Consider the following 18373-nt stretch of genomic DNA (forward strand, 5'->3'; position numbering starts at 1 on the left):
GTTTTGCTATTCGTGAAGGTGGTCGTACTGTTGGTGCCGGTATCGTCTCTAAGATCATTGAATAAATAATGCTTGTTAAAGGGGTGTTAAAAGTGTTTTAGTTTTGAGAGTTAGGGGTATAGCTCAGTTGGTAGAGCGGCGGTCTCCAAAACCGCAGGTCGCGGGTTCAAGTCCTGCTGCCCCTGCCAAAGGGGGGGTACATATAAGGGAGTGGATTTTGCTGCCTTTTTCGCTTTTTTTGATATGGGGCTTGTTTTTTTGTGTGTGAAACGGTATTGAATAGAAAGTAAGGAAATTGCATAAGTCTGAAAGTTGGCTTTTGCATTTTTTTCCTGTTTATTTTATTCTATAAAACACAATAGGACTAGAGAGAGTATAGTGTGACGATGGCATCTAAAACCAATCCGATTACCTTTTTGAAGCAGGTTTATGCAGAAACAATTAAAGTGAAATGGCCTACACGTCGTGAGACGGTTATTTCTACTATTATGGTTTTGTTGGTAACTGCATTGGCTTCAGCTTTCTTTTTTATTGTGGATCAGGTTATGCATTTTGGTGTTTGGCGGGTTATTGATCTTCTGAAATATCTTTTTAGTTGAGAATGTAAGGAAGTGTGACTGTGGCAGCTCGTTGGTATATTGTTCAGGCATATTCAAACTTTGAAAAGAAAGTAGCGGAAGCTATTGATAAGGAGGCAAAGCAAAAGGGACTTGATCATCTTTTTGAAAAGATTTTTGTTCCAACAGAGCGTGTTGTAGAGGTTCGTCGTGGACGCAAAGTTGATACTGAGCGAAAATTTTTTCCTGGTTATGTTCTTGTTCGTGCTGAGTTAACAGATGAAGTTTATCATCTTATTAAGAATACGCCTAAAGTGACAGGTTTTTTAGGATCAGATGCGCGTCCTGTTCCCATTTCTGATCGAGAGGTTGAGCAAATTCTCAAACAAGTTCAGGAAAGGGTTGAGTCTCCAAAGTCCTCTGTATTGTTTGAGGTTGGAGAGCAAGTTCGCGTTGCTGATGGTCCTTTTGTTTCATTTAATGGAATTGTTCAAGAGGTTGAAGAAGAGCGCTCTCGTCTTAAGGTTGAAGTGCTTATTTTTGGGCGTCCTACGCCTGTTGATTTGGAATTTAGTCAGGTTGAAAAGCTCTGATTAAACTTAGAGTAGTTTTAATTACTTTAAGGAAGGAGTGGGAGGTGATTTATAGCTTTTGTCGGCTTAATGATCCGAACCACGTGACTGCAAGCGGGTAACGGGCAAGATGAATTGTCAGTATACCAGTAAAATTAAAGGCAGATTGTTATGGCAAAAAAAAGTATAGGTCAGCTTAAGTTGCAGGTCCCTGCAGGAGCTGCTACTCCATCTCCACCGATTGGTCCAGCTCTTGGGCAGCGTGGTATTAATATCATGGAATTTTGTAAGGCGTTTAATGCAGCGACACAAGAAATGGAAAAGGGGGCACCGATTCCAGTTGTTATTACGTATTACCAAGATAAATCTTTCACATTTTCTCTCAAGACGCCTCCTGTATCATTCTTTTTAAAGAAGGAAGCAAACCTGAAATCTGGCTCAAAAGAGCCTGGTAAAGTGTCTGTAGGAAGCATTTCTCGCGATAAAATTCGTTCGATTGCGGAATCAAAGATGAAAGATCTTAATGCGAATGACATTGAGGCAGCAATGCGTATGGTTGAAGGTTCTGCTCGCTCGATGGGCTTGGAAGTGGTGGGCTAATATTATGGCAAAAGTAGCAAAAAGAATAAAAAATATCCGAAAAGATATTGATTTTAATGAACTTTACGCTTTAAAAGATGCCGTTTCAATGGTTAAGGAGCGTGCTGTTGCTAAGTTTGATGAAACAATCGAAATTTCAATGAACTTGGGTGTTGATCCTCGTCATGCTGATCAAATGGTTCGAGGCGTTGCTCATTTGCCTAATGGAACAGGGAGAAATATTCGTGTTGCCGTTTTTGCTCGTGGGGATAAGGCTGAGGAAGCTAAGGCGGCAGGAGCTGATATTGTGGGTGCCGAAGATTTATTTGAAAGCGTTAATAGAGGGACTATAGATTTTGATCGTTGTATTGCAACGCCAGACATGATGCCTCTTGTTGGTCGTCTTGGTAAGATTCTTGGTCCACGGAGTTTGATGCCGAATCCGAAAGTTGGTACTGTAACACTTGATGTCGCCGGTGCTGTCAAAGCTTCTAAAGGTGGTGCTGTTGAGTTTCGTGTGGAAAAAGCTGGTATTGTGCATGCTGGTATTGGTAAGGCTTCTTTTGGTGTTGAAAAAATCGTAGAAAATATAAAAGCCTTTGCAAGTGCAGTTATTAAAGCCAAACCGCAAGGTGCAAAAGGTGAATATATTAAGCGCGTTGCTGTTTCGTCGACTATGGGAATTGGTGTTAAAGTTGATCCAGCAACGGTTCGTTCAGAGCTAGTATAAGCTGATTTATAATTTTGTTTTGGGGTATGGGAATATCAAAATTGTATTTAAAATGCTGATTTTGATCAGCTCGCTATCTAAGCTTTATAGGGCTTAGGTTGTACCGGGAGAAATTCCGGAATATCCTGTCCGAGATTGTAGGTGATGCTTTTAAGTATCTTAATCAAAAAAAACCTGCATGAGACTGGGGTAAAAACTGAGAGTTAAAAGACTTAAAGGGTTTGAGCCAAGGTTGCCTTTGAACGCTGTGCGTGAAAAAGGGGACAGGATCCTCATCGGTGACATGAAGTGTTTTATGTTATCAAAGGTAACCAACAGGTTTGTTTTAAGCAAATCTGTTAAATGGAGAGAGACAGTGAATAGAGCGGAAAAACGCGAATTTGTTACATGGCTTAACGAGGCTTTTCGGAAGTCTGGTTCTGTTGTTGTTGCACATTATTCCGGTCTGACAGTTTCACAGATGAATGATTTGCGTTCGAAAATGGGTGAAGCTGGCGGTGCCGTTAAGGTCGCCAAAAACCGTCTTGCTAAAATCGCTCTTCAGGGCACGGAATCTGAATCGATAGTGGGTTTGTTTACTGGACAAACACTTATTGCTTATTCAGAAGATCCAATCACAGCACCGAAAGTTGCTGTTGATTTTGCGAAAAGCAATGACAAATTTGTCATACTTGGCGGTTCAATGGGTGCAACAAGTTTAACTGTAGATGCTGTGAAGTCATTGGCTTCATTGCCTTCATTAAACGAGTTGCGTGCAAAACTTGTGGGTATGATTTCTACCCCTGCGACCCGTATTGCACAGGTTGTTAATGCCCCTGCTGGTCAGGTTGCACGTGTCATTGGAGCATATGCTCAGGAGGATAAGGCGGCTTAAGGCTGTTTGTATTCACGTTTATGGAAGAGCTTTAATGCTTTTCTGTTTTTTTGAATAAGATTTAATAATGGTTAAAATCTTTTAATTGAAGGAATTTAAAAATGGCTGATCTAGAGAAGATCGTAGAAGACCTTTCTAATCTAACCCTTTTGGAAGCCGCTGAGCTTTCTAAGTTACTTGAAGAAAAGTGGGGAGTTTCGGCTGCTGCTCCTGTAGCTGTCGCTGCTGTTGCTGGTGCTGCTGCTCCAACTGCTGAAGAAAAAACAGAATTTGATGTTATTCTTGTTGAAGGTGGCGCACAAAAAATTAATGTTATTAAGGAAGTTCGTGCTCTTACTGGACTTGGTCTTAAAGAAGCTAAAGATCTGGTTGAAGGTGCACCTAAGCCTATTAAAGAGGCTGCTTCTAAAGAAGAAGCAGAAAAAATTAAATCTCAACTTGAAGCTGCCGGTGCTAAGGTGGAACTTAAGTAAATTTAATTTTATCGGCGGGCATTTATGTTCGCCGATTTTCTTTCTCTTAATACAAAGAGGGAAAATAATGAGTAAAAAACCTTTTCCCAATGGTTTCGTAACAGGAATGGGATAGGTTTGGATTACTTACCCCTTCATCATAGAGTCAAAGAGATAAATGGCTTATGTTGGTGGGGAAAGTTAATGATGCTCATTATTGAGTGTCAAGTGAACTGATCTGCATATGCAGGTTAATGGTATAAGGCTTTCAAGGTTGGTCTACCTTGAAGAGTAAAGATCAAGGAGCGACGATGGCTCAGACTCACGCAATGATGTCTCAATTCAATGGTCGTAAGCGCGTACGGAAATTTTTTGGTAAGATTCCTGAAGTAGCAGAAATGCCGAATCTTATTGAGGTTCAAAAAGCCTCATACGATCAATTTCTCATGGTTGAGGAACCGAAAGGTGGACGACCAGATGAAGGTTTGCAAGCTGTTTTTAAATCGGTTTTTCCTATTTCAGATTTTTCCGGTACAGCTATGCTTGAGTTTGTAGGTTATGAATTTGATTTACCAAAATTTGATGTTGAAGAGTGCCGTCAACGTGATTTAACTTATGCTGCCCCATTAAAGGTCATATTGCGTTTGATTGTTTTTGATGTTGATGAGGATACTGGCTCCAAAGATATCAAAGACATTAAAGAGCAAGGCGTTTATATGGGCGATATGCCTTTAATGACGACGAATGGTACCTTTATTGTTAATGGTACGGAGCGTGTTATTGTTTCTCAGATGCATCGTTCTCCTGGTGTCTTTTTTGACCATGATAAAGGAAAGTCCCATTCATCAGGAAAGCTTCTTTTTGCTGCTCGTGTTATTCCGTATCGAGGTTCTTGGCTTGATATTGAGTTTGATGCTAAGGACATCATTTATGCGCGTATTGATCGACGGCGCAAGATTCCTGTTACTAGTCTTTTGATGGCATTAGGTATGGATGCGTCGGATATTTTATCGACGTTTTATGATAAAGTGACTTATGAGCGTGATGGAGAAGGATGGCGAGTTCCTTATTCTGTGGATCGCTTTAAAGGAATGAAGCTCATTTCTGACCTTATAGATGCAGATAGTGGTGAAGTCGTTGCGGAGGCTGGTAAAAAATTAACAGTTCGTACTGCGAAGTCTTTGGTAGAAAAAGGACTTAAAGCGGTTAAAGTTAGTGAAGATGATTTATTAGGTTGTTATCTAGCCGAAGATATCGTCAATTACGAAACAGGTGAAATCTACCTTGAAGCTGGTGATGAAATTGACGAAAAAGTATTAAAAATTCTGCTCGATGTTAGTGCTGATCAAGTCAATATTCTTGATATTGATCACATGAATATTGGCGCTTACATCCGCAATACTTTGAAGGTGGATAAAAATGAAAGTCGGCAGGATGCGTTATTTGATATTTACCGGGTGATGCGTCCAGGTGAACCTCCAACAATCGATACAGCAGAAGCAATGTTCCATTCATTGTTTTTTGATCCAGAGCGTTATGATCTTTCAGCTGTCGGGCGTGTTAAGATGAATTTACGTATGGATCTTGATTGTCCAGACACAGTTCGTATTTTACGCCAAGAGGATATTCTTGCTGTTGTTAAGATGTTGGTTGAATTGCGTGATGGACGTGGTGAAATTGATGATATTGATAATCTTGGCAACCGTCGGGTTCGTTCCGTTGGGGAGTTGATGGAAAATCAATATCGCATTGGTCTTCTTCGTATGGAGCGTGCGATAAAAGAGCGTATGTCATCGGTTGAAATTGATACAGTTATGCCACAGGATTTAATCAATGCAAAGCCTGCGGCAGCAGCGGTCCGTGAATTTTTTGGGTCTTCACAATTGTCGCAGTTTATGGATCAAACCAATCCATTGTCAGAAATTACCCATAAGCGCCGTCTTTCTGCTCTTGGTCCAGGTGGTTTGACTCGTGAACGTGCGGGTTTTGAAGTCCGTGACGTACATCCTACGCATTATGGTCGTATTTGTCCGATTGAAACACCAGAAGGCCCCAATATTGGTCTGATTAACTCCTTAGCAACATTTGCGCGAGTTAACAAATATGGCTTTATTGAAAGCCCATATCGAAAAATTATTGATGGGAAAGTCACAAAAGAAGTTATTTATCTTTCAGCGATGGAAGAAGCAAAGCATTATGTCGCTCAGGCTAATTCTTCATTAGATAACGAAGGTCGTTTTATAGAAGAGTTTGTTGTTTGCCGTCATGCTGGTGAAGTTTTAATGGCGCCGCGTGATCATGTTGATTTGATGGATGTTTCACCAAAACAGTTGGTTTCAGTTGCAGCAGCGCTTATTCCTTTTTTGGAAAATGATGATGCGAATCGTGCGCTTATGGGATCGAACATGCAGCGTCAAGCAGTTCCTCTTGTACGCGCTGAAGCGCCATTTGTTGGGACGGGAATGGAATCTATTGTTGCGCGCGATTCAGGAGCTGCTGTAAGTGCAAAACGTAGTGGTGTTGTTGATCAAGTCGATGCTACCCGTATTGTTATCCGTGCAACAGAAGATTTAGATCCTTCAAAATCAGGCGTTGATATTTACCGCTTACAGAAATTTCAGCGTTCTAATCAGTCCACTTGTATTAATCAGCGTCCTCTTGTACATGTCGGTGATAGGGTAGAGAAAGGTGATATCATTGCAGATGGTCCATCCACGGATCTTGGTGATTTGGCTCTTGGGCGGAATGTTCTCGTAGCCTTTATGCCTTGGAATGGATACAATTATGAAGATTCTATTTTGTTATCCGAGCGCATTGTTGCTGATGATGTGTTTACTTCAATTCATATTGAGGAATTTGAAGTTGCGGCACGCGATACAAAACTTGGACCTGAGGAAATTACGCGCGATATTCCTAATGTTGCGGAAGAAGCGTTAAGAAATCTTGATGAAGCTGGCATTATTTATATTGGTGCTGAAGTTCAACCAGGTGATATTTTAGTTGGAAAGATTACTCCGAAAGGTGAAAGTCCCATGACGCCGGAAGAAAAGCTTCTGCGTGCAATTTTTGGGGAAAAGGCATCCGATGTTCGTGATACTTCTATGCGTATGCCTCCTGGGACTTTTGGTACTGTTGTTGAAGTTCGCGTTTTTAATCGCCATGGCGTGGAAAAAGATGAACGTGCGATGGCAATTGAGCGTGAAGAAATTGAGCGTTTAGCAAAAGACCGTGATGATGAACAGTCTATTCTTGATCGCAATGTTTATGCGCGCCTCACCGATATGTTGACAGGTAAAGTTGCTGTAGAAGGTCCGAAAGGCTTTTCGGGCAGCAAAAAGCTTGATAGTACAGTAATGGGGCATTATCCACGATCCCAGTGGTGGCAATTTGCTGTTGAGGATGAAAAGCTTCAAAATGAAATTGAAGCTTTGCGCAAGCAATATGATGAATCAAAAGAAGCATTACAACGTCGCTTTATGGATAAGGTTGAAAAGGTCCAAAGAGGTGATGAAATGCCTCCTGGTGTCATGAAAATGGTGAAGGTTTTTGTGGCTGTGAAGCGCAAAATCCAACCAGGTGACAAGATGGCGGGACGTCACGGGAATAAGGGTGTTGTTTCACGTATTCTTCCCGTAGAAGATATGCCATTTCTTGAAGATGGGACCCATGCTGATATCGTCTTGAATCCGCTTGGTGTGCCTAGTCGTATGAATGTTGGACAAATTCTTGAAACGCATCTTGGTTGGGCATGTGCGGGGATGGGCAAGAAGATTGGTGCTTTGTTAGAGTTATATCAAGAGACTGGGGATATATTGCCGTTGCGTCAGCGTATTGAAAATCTTATGCCTGATGATAATCATAATGAACCAGTTCGTCAGTATGATAATGAAAGCCTTTACAAATTGGCATTGCAGATGAAGAAAGGGGTTTCAATTGCAACGCCTGTTTTTGATGGAGCACATGAGTCTGATATTAACATGATGCTGGAAGACGCAGGCTTAGATAGTTCAGGGCAGGTTACGCTTTATGATGGTCGTACTGGGGAGCCTTTTGATCGTCCAGTAACGGTGGGATATATTTACATGTTGAAATTACATCACCTTGTTGATGATAAGATTCATGCACGTTCTATTGGTCCCTATTCACTTGTTACGCAGCAGCCATTAGGAGGTAAGGCACAATTTGGTGGTCAGCGTTTTGGTGAAATGGAGGTTTGGGCACTTGAAGCTTATGGTGCTGCATACACTTTGCAGGAGATGCTAACAGTAAAATCAGATGATGTGGCTGGTCGAACAAAAGTCTATGAGGCAATTGTGCGTGGTGATGATACATTTGAGGCAGGTATACCCGAAAGCTTTAATGTGTTGGTAAAAGAAATGCGCTCACTTGCTCTTAATGTGGAGCTTGATGATGCGCGTGAACTTATTGCACAGCGGGCATTGTCTGATACGGCAGAATAATAATTCAAGGAGCGCACTAGAAAAAGGAGCGCTCTTATTACTTTAAGAGGCTCAATAACCTTATTAAGGCTATACAGGTCATTTTTAAAAGTAAATGTCTTTTAAAGAAGATCTGTTATAAAATAGATGAGATATTACAACAGGTTCTAAGAATCTTTGAAGGAGAACAGCATGAACCACGAGGTCATGAATCTTTTCAATCCTCAAGCGCCAGCGCAGACATTTGACTCTATTCGTATTTCTATTGCGAGTCCTGAGAAAATTTTGTCCTGGTCGTATGGTGAGATTAAGAAGCCTGAGACGATTAATTATCGGACTTTTAAACCAGAGCGTGATGGTCTTTTTTGTGCACGTATATTTGGCCCTATTAAGGACTATGAATGTCTATGTGGCAAATATAAACGCATGAAGTATAAGGGCATTATTTGTGAAAAATGTGGTGTAGAGGTTACTCTTTCCCGCGTACGTCGTGAGCGTATGGGGCATATTGAACTTGCGGCACCCGTTGCGCATATATGGTTTCTTAAATCATTACCAGGTCGTATTTCTACACTTTTAGATTTAACTTTAAAAGATATTGAACGGGTTCTTTATTTTGAGAATTATATTGTAACCGAACCAGGATTGACGTCTCTTAAGCTCCATCAGCTTCTTTCTGAAGAAGAATATATGCTTGCTATTGATGAATTTGGAGAAGATCAGTTTACAGCTATGATTGGCGCTGAAGCTATTTACGAGCTTTTAGCTAGTATGGAGTTAGATAAAATCGCTAATGATTTGCGTCTTGAATTAGCTGAAACAACTTCAGAGTTAAAGCAGAAAAAATTGATTAAACGACTTAAAATCGTTGAAAATTTTCTTGAATCTGGAAATAAGCCAGAGTGGATGATTATGAAAACAATTCCGGTTATTCCACCGGATTTGCGTCCATTGGTTCCGCTTGATGGTGGGCGTTTTGCGACATCAGATCTGAATGATCTTTATCGGCGTGTTATTAATCGTAATAACCGCTTGAAACGGCTGATTGAATTGCGTGCTCCTGGAATTATCGTACGCAATGAAAAGCGTATGGTACAAGAAGCTGTTGATGCATTGTTTGATAATGGACGGCGTGGGCGTGTGATTACTGGAGCCAATAAACGTCCTCTTAAGTCTTTATCAGATATGTTGAAGGGCAAGCAAGGACGTTTTCGTCAGAACTTACTTGGGAAGCGTGTTGATTACTCGGGGCGTTCTGTTATCGTGACGGGTCCTGAATTAAAATTGCATCAATGTGGTCTTCCCAAAAAAATGGCTCTTGAATTATTTAAGCCTTTTATTTATGCGCGGCTTGATGCAAAAGGCTATTCATCAACGGTAAAGCAGGCAAAGAAGCTTGTTGAAAAAGAACATCCAGAAGTTTGGGATATCTTGGATGAGGTTATTCGTGAACACCCTGTTTTACTCAACCGTGCGCCAACATTGCACCGTTTGGGGATTCAGGCTTTTGAACCTATCTTAATTGAAGGCAAAGCTATTCAACTTCATCCACTGGTGTGTACTGCTTTTAATGCAGATTTTGATGGTGATCAGATGGCGGTTCACGTGCCGCTTTCTCTTGAAGCACAGCTTGAAGCCCGTGTTTTGATGATGTCCACCAATAATATTCTTCATCCGGCCAATGGTGCTCCCATTATTGTTCCCTCACAGGATATGGTTCTTGGTCTTTATTATCTTTCAATTGTTTCTGAAAAAGAACCAGGTGAAGGAATGGCCTTTTCTGATATAGGTGAGCTTCATTATGCCTTGGAAAATAAGGTTATAACGCTTCATACGAAGATTAAAGGCCGTGTTAAGAATATGGGGAAGGATGGAAAAGAAGTCTCTAAACTTTATGATACGACACCTGGTCGTTTGATTATCGGTGAGCTTTTGCCAAGAAGTGCGGATATCTCATTTGATATTGTCAATCAAGAGATGACGAAAAAGAACATTTCTAAAATGATTGATCATGTTTATCGGCACTGTGGACAAAAAGAGACGGTTATTTTTTGTGACCGTATTATGCAGCTTGGCTTTTCTTATGCTTGTCGTGCAGGAATTTCATTCGGTAAGGACGATATGGTTATTCCTGATAGTAAGTCGCGTTTAGTCGCAGAAACAGAAGCTTTGGCTAAGGAGTACGAACAGCAATATAATGATGGTTTGATTACACAAGGTGAAAAATACAATAAGGTTGTAGATGCTTGGGGTAAATGTACAGATCGCGTTGCAGATGAAATGATGAAACGTATTCAAGCCGTCGATTTTGATCCTAAAACAGGTCGTCAACGGCCGATGAATTCTATCTATATGATGTCGCACTCTGGTGCTCGTGGTTCTGCTAACCAGATGAGACAATTGGCCGGTATGCGTGGATTAATGGCAAAACCATCGGGTGAAATTATTGAAACACCCATTATTTCCAATTTTAAAGAAGGTCTAACTGTTAATGAATACTTCAATTCCACGCATGGTGCACGTAAAGGACTTGCTGATACTGCGTTAAAGACGGCGAACTCTGGTTATTTAACACGGCGTCTTGTTGATGTTGCACAGGATGCTATTATTTCAGCAGTTGATTGTGGTACCGCAAAAGGGCTTACCATGCAGCCGATTGTTGATGCAGGACAAATTGTTGCCTCCCTTGGGCAAAGAATTCTTGGTCGTACAGCGCTTGTTGATATTCTACATCCTGTCTCTGGAGAGGTTATCCTTGAAGGTGGAGCAATGATTGAGGAAGCTGATGTCGCGAAGATTGAAGCAGCTGGAATTCAATCTGTTCAAATTCGTTCTGCATTAACATGTGAAACACGTCTTGGTGTTTGTGCAAAATGCTATGGTCGTGATTTGGCGCGTGGAACACCTGTTAATCAGGGAGAAGCCGTTGGTGTTATTGCTGCTCAATCCATTGGTGAGCCGGGAACACAGCTTACTATGCGTACTTTCCACTTAGGAGGAACTGCGCAGGTTGTTGATTCATCGTATTTAGAGGCATCTTATGAAGGTAAGGTGGAGATTCGTAATCGTAATGTGGTTCGTAACTCTGAAGGCCATTTGGTTGTTATGGGGCGTAATATGGCTATCCTTATCAAGGATGAGTTAGGAAAAGAGCGCGTTGTACATCGTGTTAGCTATGGTGCTCATATTTTTGTTGATGATGGTGATGTGGTTAAACGTGGACAACGTATAGCAGAATGGGATCCTTATACACGTCCAATTTTAACGGAAGTTGAAGGCTATGTGGGTTTTGAAGATATGATTGATGGTTTATCTGTCACTGAAACAGCTGATGAATCTACGGGTATTACGAAGCGTTTGGTGATTGATTGGCGCGCTAATCCACGTGGTGCGGATCTTAAACCAGCTATTATTATTCACACGGATAAAGAAGGTGAATCCATTGCTAAATTGTATAAGGGAGGTGAAGCCCGTTATATGATGTCAGTGGAAACTATTCTTTCTGTTGAGCTTGGTGCTCATGTTAAGGCTGGTGATGTTATTGCTCGTTTGCCAATGGAAAGTGCCAAGACGAAAGATATTACGGGTGGTCTTCCTCGTGTGGCTGAGCTTTTTGAAGCGCGTCGTCCAAAGGATCATGCGATTATTGCTGAAGTTAGTGGCACGATTCGATTCGGCCGTGGTTATAAGAATAAACGTCGTATCATTATTGAACCAAATGATGAAACTCTTGAGGCAGTAGAATACTTGATTCCAAAAGGTAAGTTGTTCCATTTCCAAGAAGGCGATCAAATTGAAAAGGGAGATTATATCCTTGATGGTAATCCAGCACCTCATGACATCTTGGCGATTAAGGGGGTTGAAGCTTTGGCATCTTATCTTGTTAATGAGATTCAGGAGGTTTATCGTTTGCAGGGAGTTCTTATTAATGATAAGCACATTGAAGTGATTGTTCGTCAAATGTTGCAAAAAGTTGAAATTACAGAATCTGGAGATTCTGGTTATATTCCAGGTGATAATGTTGATCGTATTGAACTTGATGAAATCAATGATAATTTGATTGCAGAAGGGAAGAAACCTGCATCTGGTAATCCCATTCTTCTTGGAATTACAAAAGCTTCTCTTCAAACGCCTTCTTTCATTTCGGCGGCATCGTTTCAGGAAACAACACGTGTTCTTACTGAAGCAGCAGTTTCTGGTAAAATTGATACTTTGCAAGGACTTAAAGAGAACGTTATTGTCGGTCGTCTTATTCCAGCAGGTACGGGTGGTACAATTTCTCAAATTCGTCGTATTGCTGCAGTTCGTGATGATTTGATTGTAGATGAGCAGCGTAAGTCTAGTAATAACGAAGTGGCTAAGGCTATGTTGACAAATATGACAACCGGAGCCGTTGCTGAATAATTTAAATACAACACCACATAATATAAAAACGTCTGAATAGAAAGTTCAGACGTTTTTTATTTCGAAATGCAGAAGTTGTATATTTTCTTGAAAAATATCAAAAATTATAAGGCGATAGTTATTTTAAACATCTTTAGTAGCTTATTGTTTTGTAATGATGCTTATCTTTTTTGTTACTTCATTTTAAAGTTTTCTTATTTCTGAAGGCAGTATAGAAAGTTTTTCCCAAGTATGTGAAACTCAAAAATCATATTCAAGGAAAAGAGTTGATTATCTACAAATCAAATAATGATTGATTTTAAACTTTAGGAAAATTTTTGATTGATATCTTCTATAAAGATTTAAAAGGACTTATAATGAAAGATCAATAGTCTTTCTGTAATCTAAAAATAATTGATTCTCTACTATACAATGTTTGTGAATGTATTTTCTTCTAAATTAGAATGCAGAAAAGTAGAGATTAAGGTGCTCACTAAGTTTTATAAAAAATAGACATATTTCTTATAACAATGTGATCTATGCAGACAGAATAATAAAATGTACGAATATTATTCAATTGGAAAATTAACACGTGAATTTTCAATAATAGCTCGAATTTTGCTATGAAGAAGAGGGACTTCTTATCCCTTTTCGGTGTGGAAGTACACGGCTTTATACATAAACGGATCGTCATAAGTTAAAACAAATCCTGTATGCTAACAGAGTAAAATTTTCGTTGTCTGAAATATCTGATATGTTGACAATGGTTGGAAAACCACCTGATGATGAGAAAAAGCTTAAGAAATTAATTGCAGGAATTCATAAAAAACGAACTGATTTAAAGCAGATGCAGCATGATGTTGATGATCTTCTACAGGATTTAGAACGAATTGAAGAGAGTTTTTTTGAGAGCTTAGCGGAGTTGGGGGTTAGTCATTGATTATAAATTTATTTTGTCTTCTTTTAGACAAATTTCTTTCTCTTAAAAGAGATAGATTATACTATCTCTAAGGGGAATATTTACCACTGCGTGAAATGTGTAAGTCATTTAAAGAAATAGAGTGTTTGAAAAAGCTGCAAAGGTATTTTCGCAGTATATTATCCTTGATAAGAAAAAACTATTTTTCATAAAGAAAGTAAAAACAATGACAGTTTCTCCTATGAGTGTTTTTCAATCTATTTTGTCACGAAAGTCAATTCGCGCTTTTACTGATCAGCCAGTTAGTTTGGAAACAATCAAAGAAATCTTAAAACTTGCAGCACGTGCACCATCTGGAACAAATATTCAGCCATGGCAAGTAATTGTGCTTACAGGAAGTGTATTACAGAAAGTAGGGCAAGAGCTTTCACAACTTGTGCTTTCAGGTGTAAAAGGAGAGCGTGAATATAGTTATTATCCACGTCAGTGGCGTGAGCCTTATATTTCAAGGCGTCGAAAAGTTGGTTTGGATCTTTATCAGAGTCTTGGAATTCAAAAAGATGATGAAGAAAAAGTACTTCATCAAAAGGCGCGAAATTTTTTATTTTTTGATGCACCTGTAGGGCTCTTATTTACAATGGATCACGACATGGAAATGGGGAGTTGGCTTGATTTGGGTATGTTTATGCAGACCATTATGTTAGCTGCACGTGGATTTGGATTAGATACCTGTCCTCAAGCTGCTTTTGCTGATTATCATAAACAGATTCGTACGCTTTTATCTATTCCTTCTGATCGCCATATTATCTGTGGTATGGCACTTGGTTATCGCGATATGAGTGCTCCAGAAAACAATTTTGAGACAGAACGAGAATCGTTAGAAAAATTTGTACGTTTCATTGAAACATATCCATAAAATATTTTATAAAATTAAGCATACGTTTTGAAGAACTTAGTGCATTATGAAAAATATTTCCGATAAGATTTCTCATCCTTATTGAATTTTAATATTGCATATTAACACTTATTTTACTACGCTTGAAACATTAGGAGTTGTGACTCTAGGGGCATTGTCCGTTTTAAAGGTTGGCTAATGGAAAACACTATAGAAAGAAAGTGTTGGGTGGTAGCAAGACGAGCGACATTCGTGTTTATTGTTGTCATTTTTTTAGTTTATCTCGCAATTTGATTTTAAACGGAAGAAACGTTATGAAAAAGCATATATGCTCAAGCTGTACTATAGTTTAAGGTGATACGTGTTTCTATCTGTTTTTGAACTTTTTAAAATTGGGATTGGTCCTTCTAGCTCACATACGATGGGACCAATGACAGCTGCTAATATGTTTTTGCAAAAGATAGGAGATTTTTCTCAGTCGTCTGATGTTCAAGTTTCTCGTATACGTGTTTATCTTTATGGTTCTTTAGCTTTCACGGGTATTGGTCATGCAACAGATAGAGCTATCATATTAGGACTTTTAGGAGAAAAAGCTTCTACTGTTGATCCTGATAGCATGGGGTTTCTGTTAGAAAAAGTTATACGTGAAAAAAAAGTGCAACCAGTAGGTCATCCCGCTTATCAGTTTGATGTGCAACGTGATCTTATTTTTGAACGAAAGCAAATCCTCCCTGGACATACAAATGGACTAGCCTTTGAAGGACTTGATACTGATGGGAATGTTCTGTTGCGGCAGATTTATTATTCTATCGGTGGTGGCTTTGTTGTGACTGAGGATGAATTAAGCCATATGAATGATAATATACAACCAGAAGCATTTGAGGTACCATATCCATTCGATTCTGCTTGTACAATGTTATCAATGGCAGAAAAATCAGGACTTTCAATTGCTGAAATGAAGCGCTTAAATGAAGAAACAAAGATAGAGCGTTCTTCTCTTGATGTAGGGCTTGATGAAATTTTTTCAGCGATGACAAATTGCATTGATAGAGGTCTTTCACAAGAAGGTGAGTTGCCTGGTGGATTGCGTGTTCTAAGGCGCGCTAAAAAGCTGCATGAAACGCTTTTGGAAAAACAAAAGAAAAATTACAATTATCCACTTTGGGCAAATGATTGGCTTTCGGTATATGCTATAGCCGTCAATGAGGAAAATGCAGCAGGTGGTCGTGTTGTTACAGCACCAACAAATGGAGCAGCCGGTGTCGTCCCAGCCGTTTTGCGTTATTATCTTCAATTTAATGATGATTCAGATCGAGAGGGAATACATAATTTTCTATTAACGGCAGCAGCTATAGGCGGTGTTATCAAACATAATGCCTCTATTTCTGGTGCAGAAGTTGGGTGTCAAGGTGAAGTTGGAACGGCATCTTCAATGGCCGCAGCAGGGTTGACCGCAGCGTTAGGTGGAACACCAGCTCAAATTGAAAATGCGGCAGAAATTGCGCTTGAACATCACTTGGGAATGACATGTGATCCTGTTGCAGGTCTTGTACAAGTTCCTTGTATTGAGCGTAATGCAATGGGAGCTGTTAAGGCGGTAACGGCTTCTTCTCTTGCATTATATGGTAATGGAGATCATTTTGTTTCTCTTGATGCTTGTATAGAAACAATGCGCCAGACTGGTCATGATATGAGTGAACGCTATAAAGAGACAAGTAAAGGTGGTCTTGCAGTCAATGTGATATCTTGTTAAGAGCTGGAACATTTTTCAATCCATAACTGGACTTTTGGGAGAGAGATCGTATTTTCTGATAAAGCTTATGTTTTTTCAGCGTTTATGTTGTATGGGGAGCGTTATTAAGAGGGACTTTCTTTATTGAACTTTTACAATAATCCCATCAAATGATAAGCTTTCATCTAATGAAGCTATTCATTTTTTCCAGAAAGATATCAAGGATAATTTTTTATATTAAATCCAAAAGTGGAAAAATATTGGGTATTTTTATGTCCTTAACAATGTTTTTATTGAAAGCTTGGAGATATTGGATAGTTGGAAAAGCTGTCAGAAAAATTCAACAATTTAAGAAAAAAGTATGTTTATCAAAGGGTTTTCTAAGGCTGTAGATAATGGTTAATAATAAAATAATTTTTTAGAGAAATTAAATATTTGTTGCTCCTAAACGGATTTTAATAGGCACATTACCAGTTTGGCTCGCAACGCGTAAATGAATGCGTACAGGAGGCATTATGAGACGACGGTTGCGTATTGTTTGGCAAATGAGAAGGTGAACAAGAGATTGTGTATCTAATGCAGTCGAATTATATTTTAAACCAGTAAGTTTTGCGGCAGCATCGTGAAGAGAACGCAATGAAAGGAGGGATGATTGCTTCAATAAAATTTCTTTTTTATGGAATGAAGCAAAAGCATTATCTGTCATAATACTATCCTTAACGCAGAATTCAAAATTTTTTAGTAGGCTACAGTATAGCAGTTAAAATTTGCTTTCTTTAATGTAGAGCAAGCATCAAATGCAGCTTTTTTTGATTGAAACCCTGTAAAGCGCGCTCGGTAATAACGCCGCCCATTTTTTTCAAACAGTTGCATGTGTGAAGATGCGTGTTTTAAAATAGAAAAAGCTATATTTTTTGCTTTTAAAAGTAGAGTTTTTGCTTGTTCTTCACTAGGAAGAGAACCAATTTGGATAGCCCATCCGGCATTTTCGGACAAAGAGACTGTTACAATTTTATGAGTCTCAGCCGGTATAGTTTTTTGAGGATTCGGTATTGGTATAATTACCTTATTTACAGCCGTTATTGCGATATTGGAGTTTTTAGGTTGTTCTGCAAATGCTGTCAACATAGTCGAAATTTCATCGTCAAAATTACTTGAATCAGCTTTAATGGTCGGTATAGGAGTATTGGCGCCAGTCGGTAAGTGATAGCGTACAGAAGCCATTAAACGTTCACCACTTTTCATTTGGCTTGCTTTGGGCAAATATTGTTTCAATAGGCTAGCCATATGCTCGTCACGCGCAGTAGATGATTTACCTCCCATAACAACAGCGACAACAGAGCGCCCCTCAAGACGCATCGAAGTTGCTAAATTAGAACCTGACATTTGTGTGTAGCCTGTTTTAATTCCATCGACACCTTTCATTATTTTAACAAGTTTATTGTGGCTGTTAATTTTATGTCCACGGAAATTAAAACTTTTTGTTTTGAACAATTTATATTGTTTGGGAAAATGTTTACGTAAAGCTAATGACAAAGTCGCTATATCTCGTGCTGTAGAATAATTGTGCACATCCGGAAGTCCTGAAGCATTTGCAAAATGTGTATGTTTCATGCCAAGTTTACGAGCTTTTATTGTCATCATTTGAGCGAATTTTTTTTCACTACCTCCAAGATATTCTGCAATGGCAGCAGCAACATCATTTGCGGATCTTGTAATGAGTGCTTTAGCTGCTGATTCTGCAGAAATTGTTTGGCCTGCTTTAAATCCAATTTTTGTTGGTGGACGCATTGCTGCATAATGAGAAACAGGAATTGGTGTATTTGGTGTCACACGACGCATCTGCATAGCTTCAAAGAGTAAGTACAATGTCATCATTTTTGTTAAAGAAGCAGGATAACGTTTCAGTGTTGCATTGGCTTGAAATAGAGTTTTTCCCGTAGTAGCATCTATAACAATAGCCGCATACTTATCAGGATAGGCGCCTTGAGGTGTGGCTGATGCCCAACAGTAAGAAAAAGCTAACATAACAAAAGAAATTGCTATTGTTTTACAGTAGCGCATAATTTTTTGATAATTAATATACACTTGCAGTATCCTATTTCTCCATTTATCCTGAAAAACTTCTATAAAGCTTCCTTTTCTGTAATTTGTTGATGCAGTTTAGGCGAATGGTATTACTAATTTGTTTACAGAAGTTATTTTATGAGTGAGTGATTGAAGTCTAACCATAGAGGGAGA

13 protein-coding genes, 1 tRNA gene and 1 pseudogene are annotated in these 18373 nt (G+C 39.3%); 13 read left to right on the forward strand and 2 right to left on the reverse strand.

The features are described 5' to 3' along the window. The 13 genes and pseudogenes from ACFINO_RS05710 to ACFINO_RS05770 form a co-directional block, all read left to right on the forward strand. A pseudogene (locus ACFINO_RS05710) lies at positions 1-65 on the forward strand (elongation factor Tu); the annotation flags it as partial. A 47-nt stretch (positions 66-112) separates the two neighbouring features. Then, positions 113-188 (forward strand) — tRNA-Trp (locus ACFINO_RS05715). Positions 189-386: 198 nt separating this feature from the next. Then, positions 387-599, forward strand: a complete 213-nt coding sequence (gene secE / locus ACFINO_RS05720) for a preprotein translocase subunit SecE (protein ID WP_273790652.1) — start codon at positions 387-389, stop codon at positions 597-599. Positions 600-619: 20 nt separating this feature from the next. Next, positions 620-1150 (forward strand): transcription termination/antitermination protein NusG, encoded by a 531-nt coding sequence (gene nusG / locus ACFINO_RS05725; protein ID WP_375632755.1) that lies wholly within the window; start codon positions 620-622, stop codon positions 1148-1150. Positions 1151-1300: 150 nt separating this feature from the next. Further along, positions 1301-1729: a 50S ribosomal protein L11 gene (gene rplK, locus ACFINO_RS05730; RefSeq protein ID WP_273723157.1), complete on the forward strand. Its 429-nt coding sequence runs from the start codon at positions 1301-1303 to the stop codon at positions 1727-1729. A 4-nt stretch (positions 1730-1733) separates the two neighbouring features. After that, positions 1734-2438 carry a 50S ribosomal protein L1 gene (gene rplA, locus ACFINO_RS05735; RefSeq protein WP_375613460.1) on the forward strand — a complete coding sequence of 235 codons (705 nt, stop codon included), beginning with the start codon at positions 1734-1736 and terminating at the stop codon, positions 2436-2438. Between the two features lie 355 nt (positions 2439-2793). Further along, positions 2794-3312 carry a 50S ribosomal protein L10 gene (rplJ, locus tag ACFINO_RS05740; protein WP_012755027.1) on the forward strand — a complete coding sequence of 173 codons (519 nt, stop codon included), beginning with the start codon at positions 2794-2796 and terminating at the stop codon, positions 3310-3312. A gap of 101 nt (positions 3313-3413) precedes the next feature. Then, positions 3414-3785, forward strand: coding sequence for a 50S ribosomal protein L7/L12 (gene rplL, locus ACFINO_RS05745; protein WP_375655234.1), 372 nt, complete (start codon positions 3414-3416; stop codon positions 3783-3785). A gap of 290 nt (positions 3786-4075) precedes the next feature. Further along, entirely contained in the window at positions 4076-8224 is a 4149-nt protein-coding gene (gene rpoB, locus ACFINO_RS05750) for a DNA-directed RNA polymerase subunit beta (RefSeq protein ID WP_375632759.1), read from the forward strand. A 171-nt stretch (positions 8225-8395) separates the two neighbouring features. Then, entirely contained in the window at positions 8396-12607 is a 4212-nt protein-coding gene (gene rpoC / locus ACFINO_RS05755; RefSeq protein WP_375632761.1) for a DNA-directed RNA polymerase subunit beta', read from the forward strand. Between the two features lie 715 nt (positions 12608-13322). After that, positions 13323-13526, forward strand: coding sequence for a hypothetical protein (locus ACFINO_RS05760; RefSeq protein ID WP_375618381.1), 204 nt, complete (start codon positions 13323-13325; stop codon positions 13524-13526). Between the two features lie 205 nt (positions 13527-13731). Beyond that, positions 13732-14421, forward strand: a complete 690-nt coding sequence (locus ACFINO_RS05765) for a nitroreductase (protein ID WP_375618388.1) — start codon at positions 13732-13734, stop codon at positions 14419-14421. A 340-nt stretch (positions 14422-14761) separates the two neighbouring features. Next, on the forward strand, positions 14762-16153 hold the full coding sequence (locus ACFINO_RS05770; protein WP_375632764.1) for an L-serine ammonia-lyase: 1392 nt from the start codon (positions 14762-14764) through the stop codon (positions 16151-16153). A 406-nt stretch (positions 16154-16559) separates the two neighbouring features. On the opposite strand, the gene ACFINO_RS05775 is transcribed toward ACFINO_RS05770, so the two are convergent. Both ACFINO_RS05775 and ACFINO_RS05780 read right to left on the reverse strand, forming a co-directional pair. Beyond that, positions 16560-16838 carry a hypothetical protein gene (locus ACFINO_RS05775; protein ID WP_375618379.1) on the reverse strand — a complete coding sequence of 93 codons (279 nt, stop codon included), beginning with the start codon at positions 16836-16838 and terminating at the stop codon, positions 16560-16562. Positions 16839-16870: 32 nt separating this feature from the next. Further along, positions 16871-18220, reverse strand: a complete 1350-nt coding sequence (locus ACFINO_RS05780) for a D-alanyl-D-alanine carboxypeptidase (protein WP_375632766.1) — start codon at positions 18218-18220, stop codon at positions 16871-16873. Positions 18221-18373 lie beyond the last annotated feature (153 nt).

The sequence above is a fragment of the Bartonella sp. AA83SXKL genome, from assembly GCF_042196965.1.
In the GTDB taxonomy this organism is placed as follows: Bacteria; Pseudomonadota; Alphaproteobacteria; order Rhizobiales; family Rhizobiaceae; genus Bartonella.

Bases quoted from the DNA above. Each gene is read 5' to 3' on its own strand.
- ACFINO_RS05775 (WP_375618379.1), bottom strand. From the start codon at position 16,838: ATGACAGATAATGCTTTTGCTTCATTCCATAAAAAAGAAATTTTATTG.
- ACFINO_RS05765 (WP_375618388.1), top strand. From the start codon at position 13,732: ATGACAGTTTCTCCTATGAGTGTTTTTCAATCTATTTTGTCACGAAAG.
- rplK (WP_273723157.1), top strand. From the start codon at position 1,301: ATGGCAAAAAAAAGTATAGGTCAGCTTAAGTTGCAGGTCCCTGCAGGA.
- rpoB (WP_375632759.1), top strand. From the start codon at position 4,076: ATGGCTCAGACTCACGCAATGATGTCTCAATTCAATGGTCGTAAGCGC.
- secE (WP_273790652.1), top strand. From the start codon at position 387: ATGGCATCTAAAACCAATCCGATTACCTTTTTGAAGCAGGTTTATGCA.
- rpoC (WP_375632761.1), top strand. From the start codon at position 8,396: ATGAACCACGAGGTCATGAATCTTTTCAATCCTCAAGCGCCAGCGCAG.
- rplL (WP_375655234.1), top strand. From the start codon at position 3,414: ATGGCTGATCTAGAGAAGATCGTAGAAGACCTTTCTAATCTAACCCTT.
- rplA (WP_375613460.1), top strand. From the start codon at position 1,734: ATGGCAAAAGTAGCAAAAAGAATAAAAAATATCCGAAAAGATATTGAT.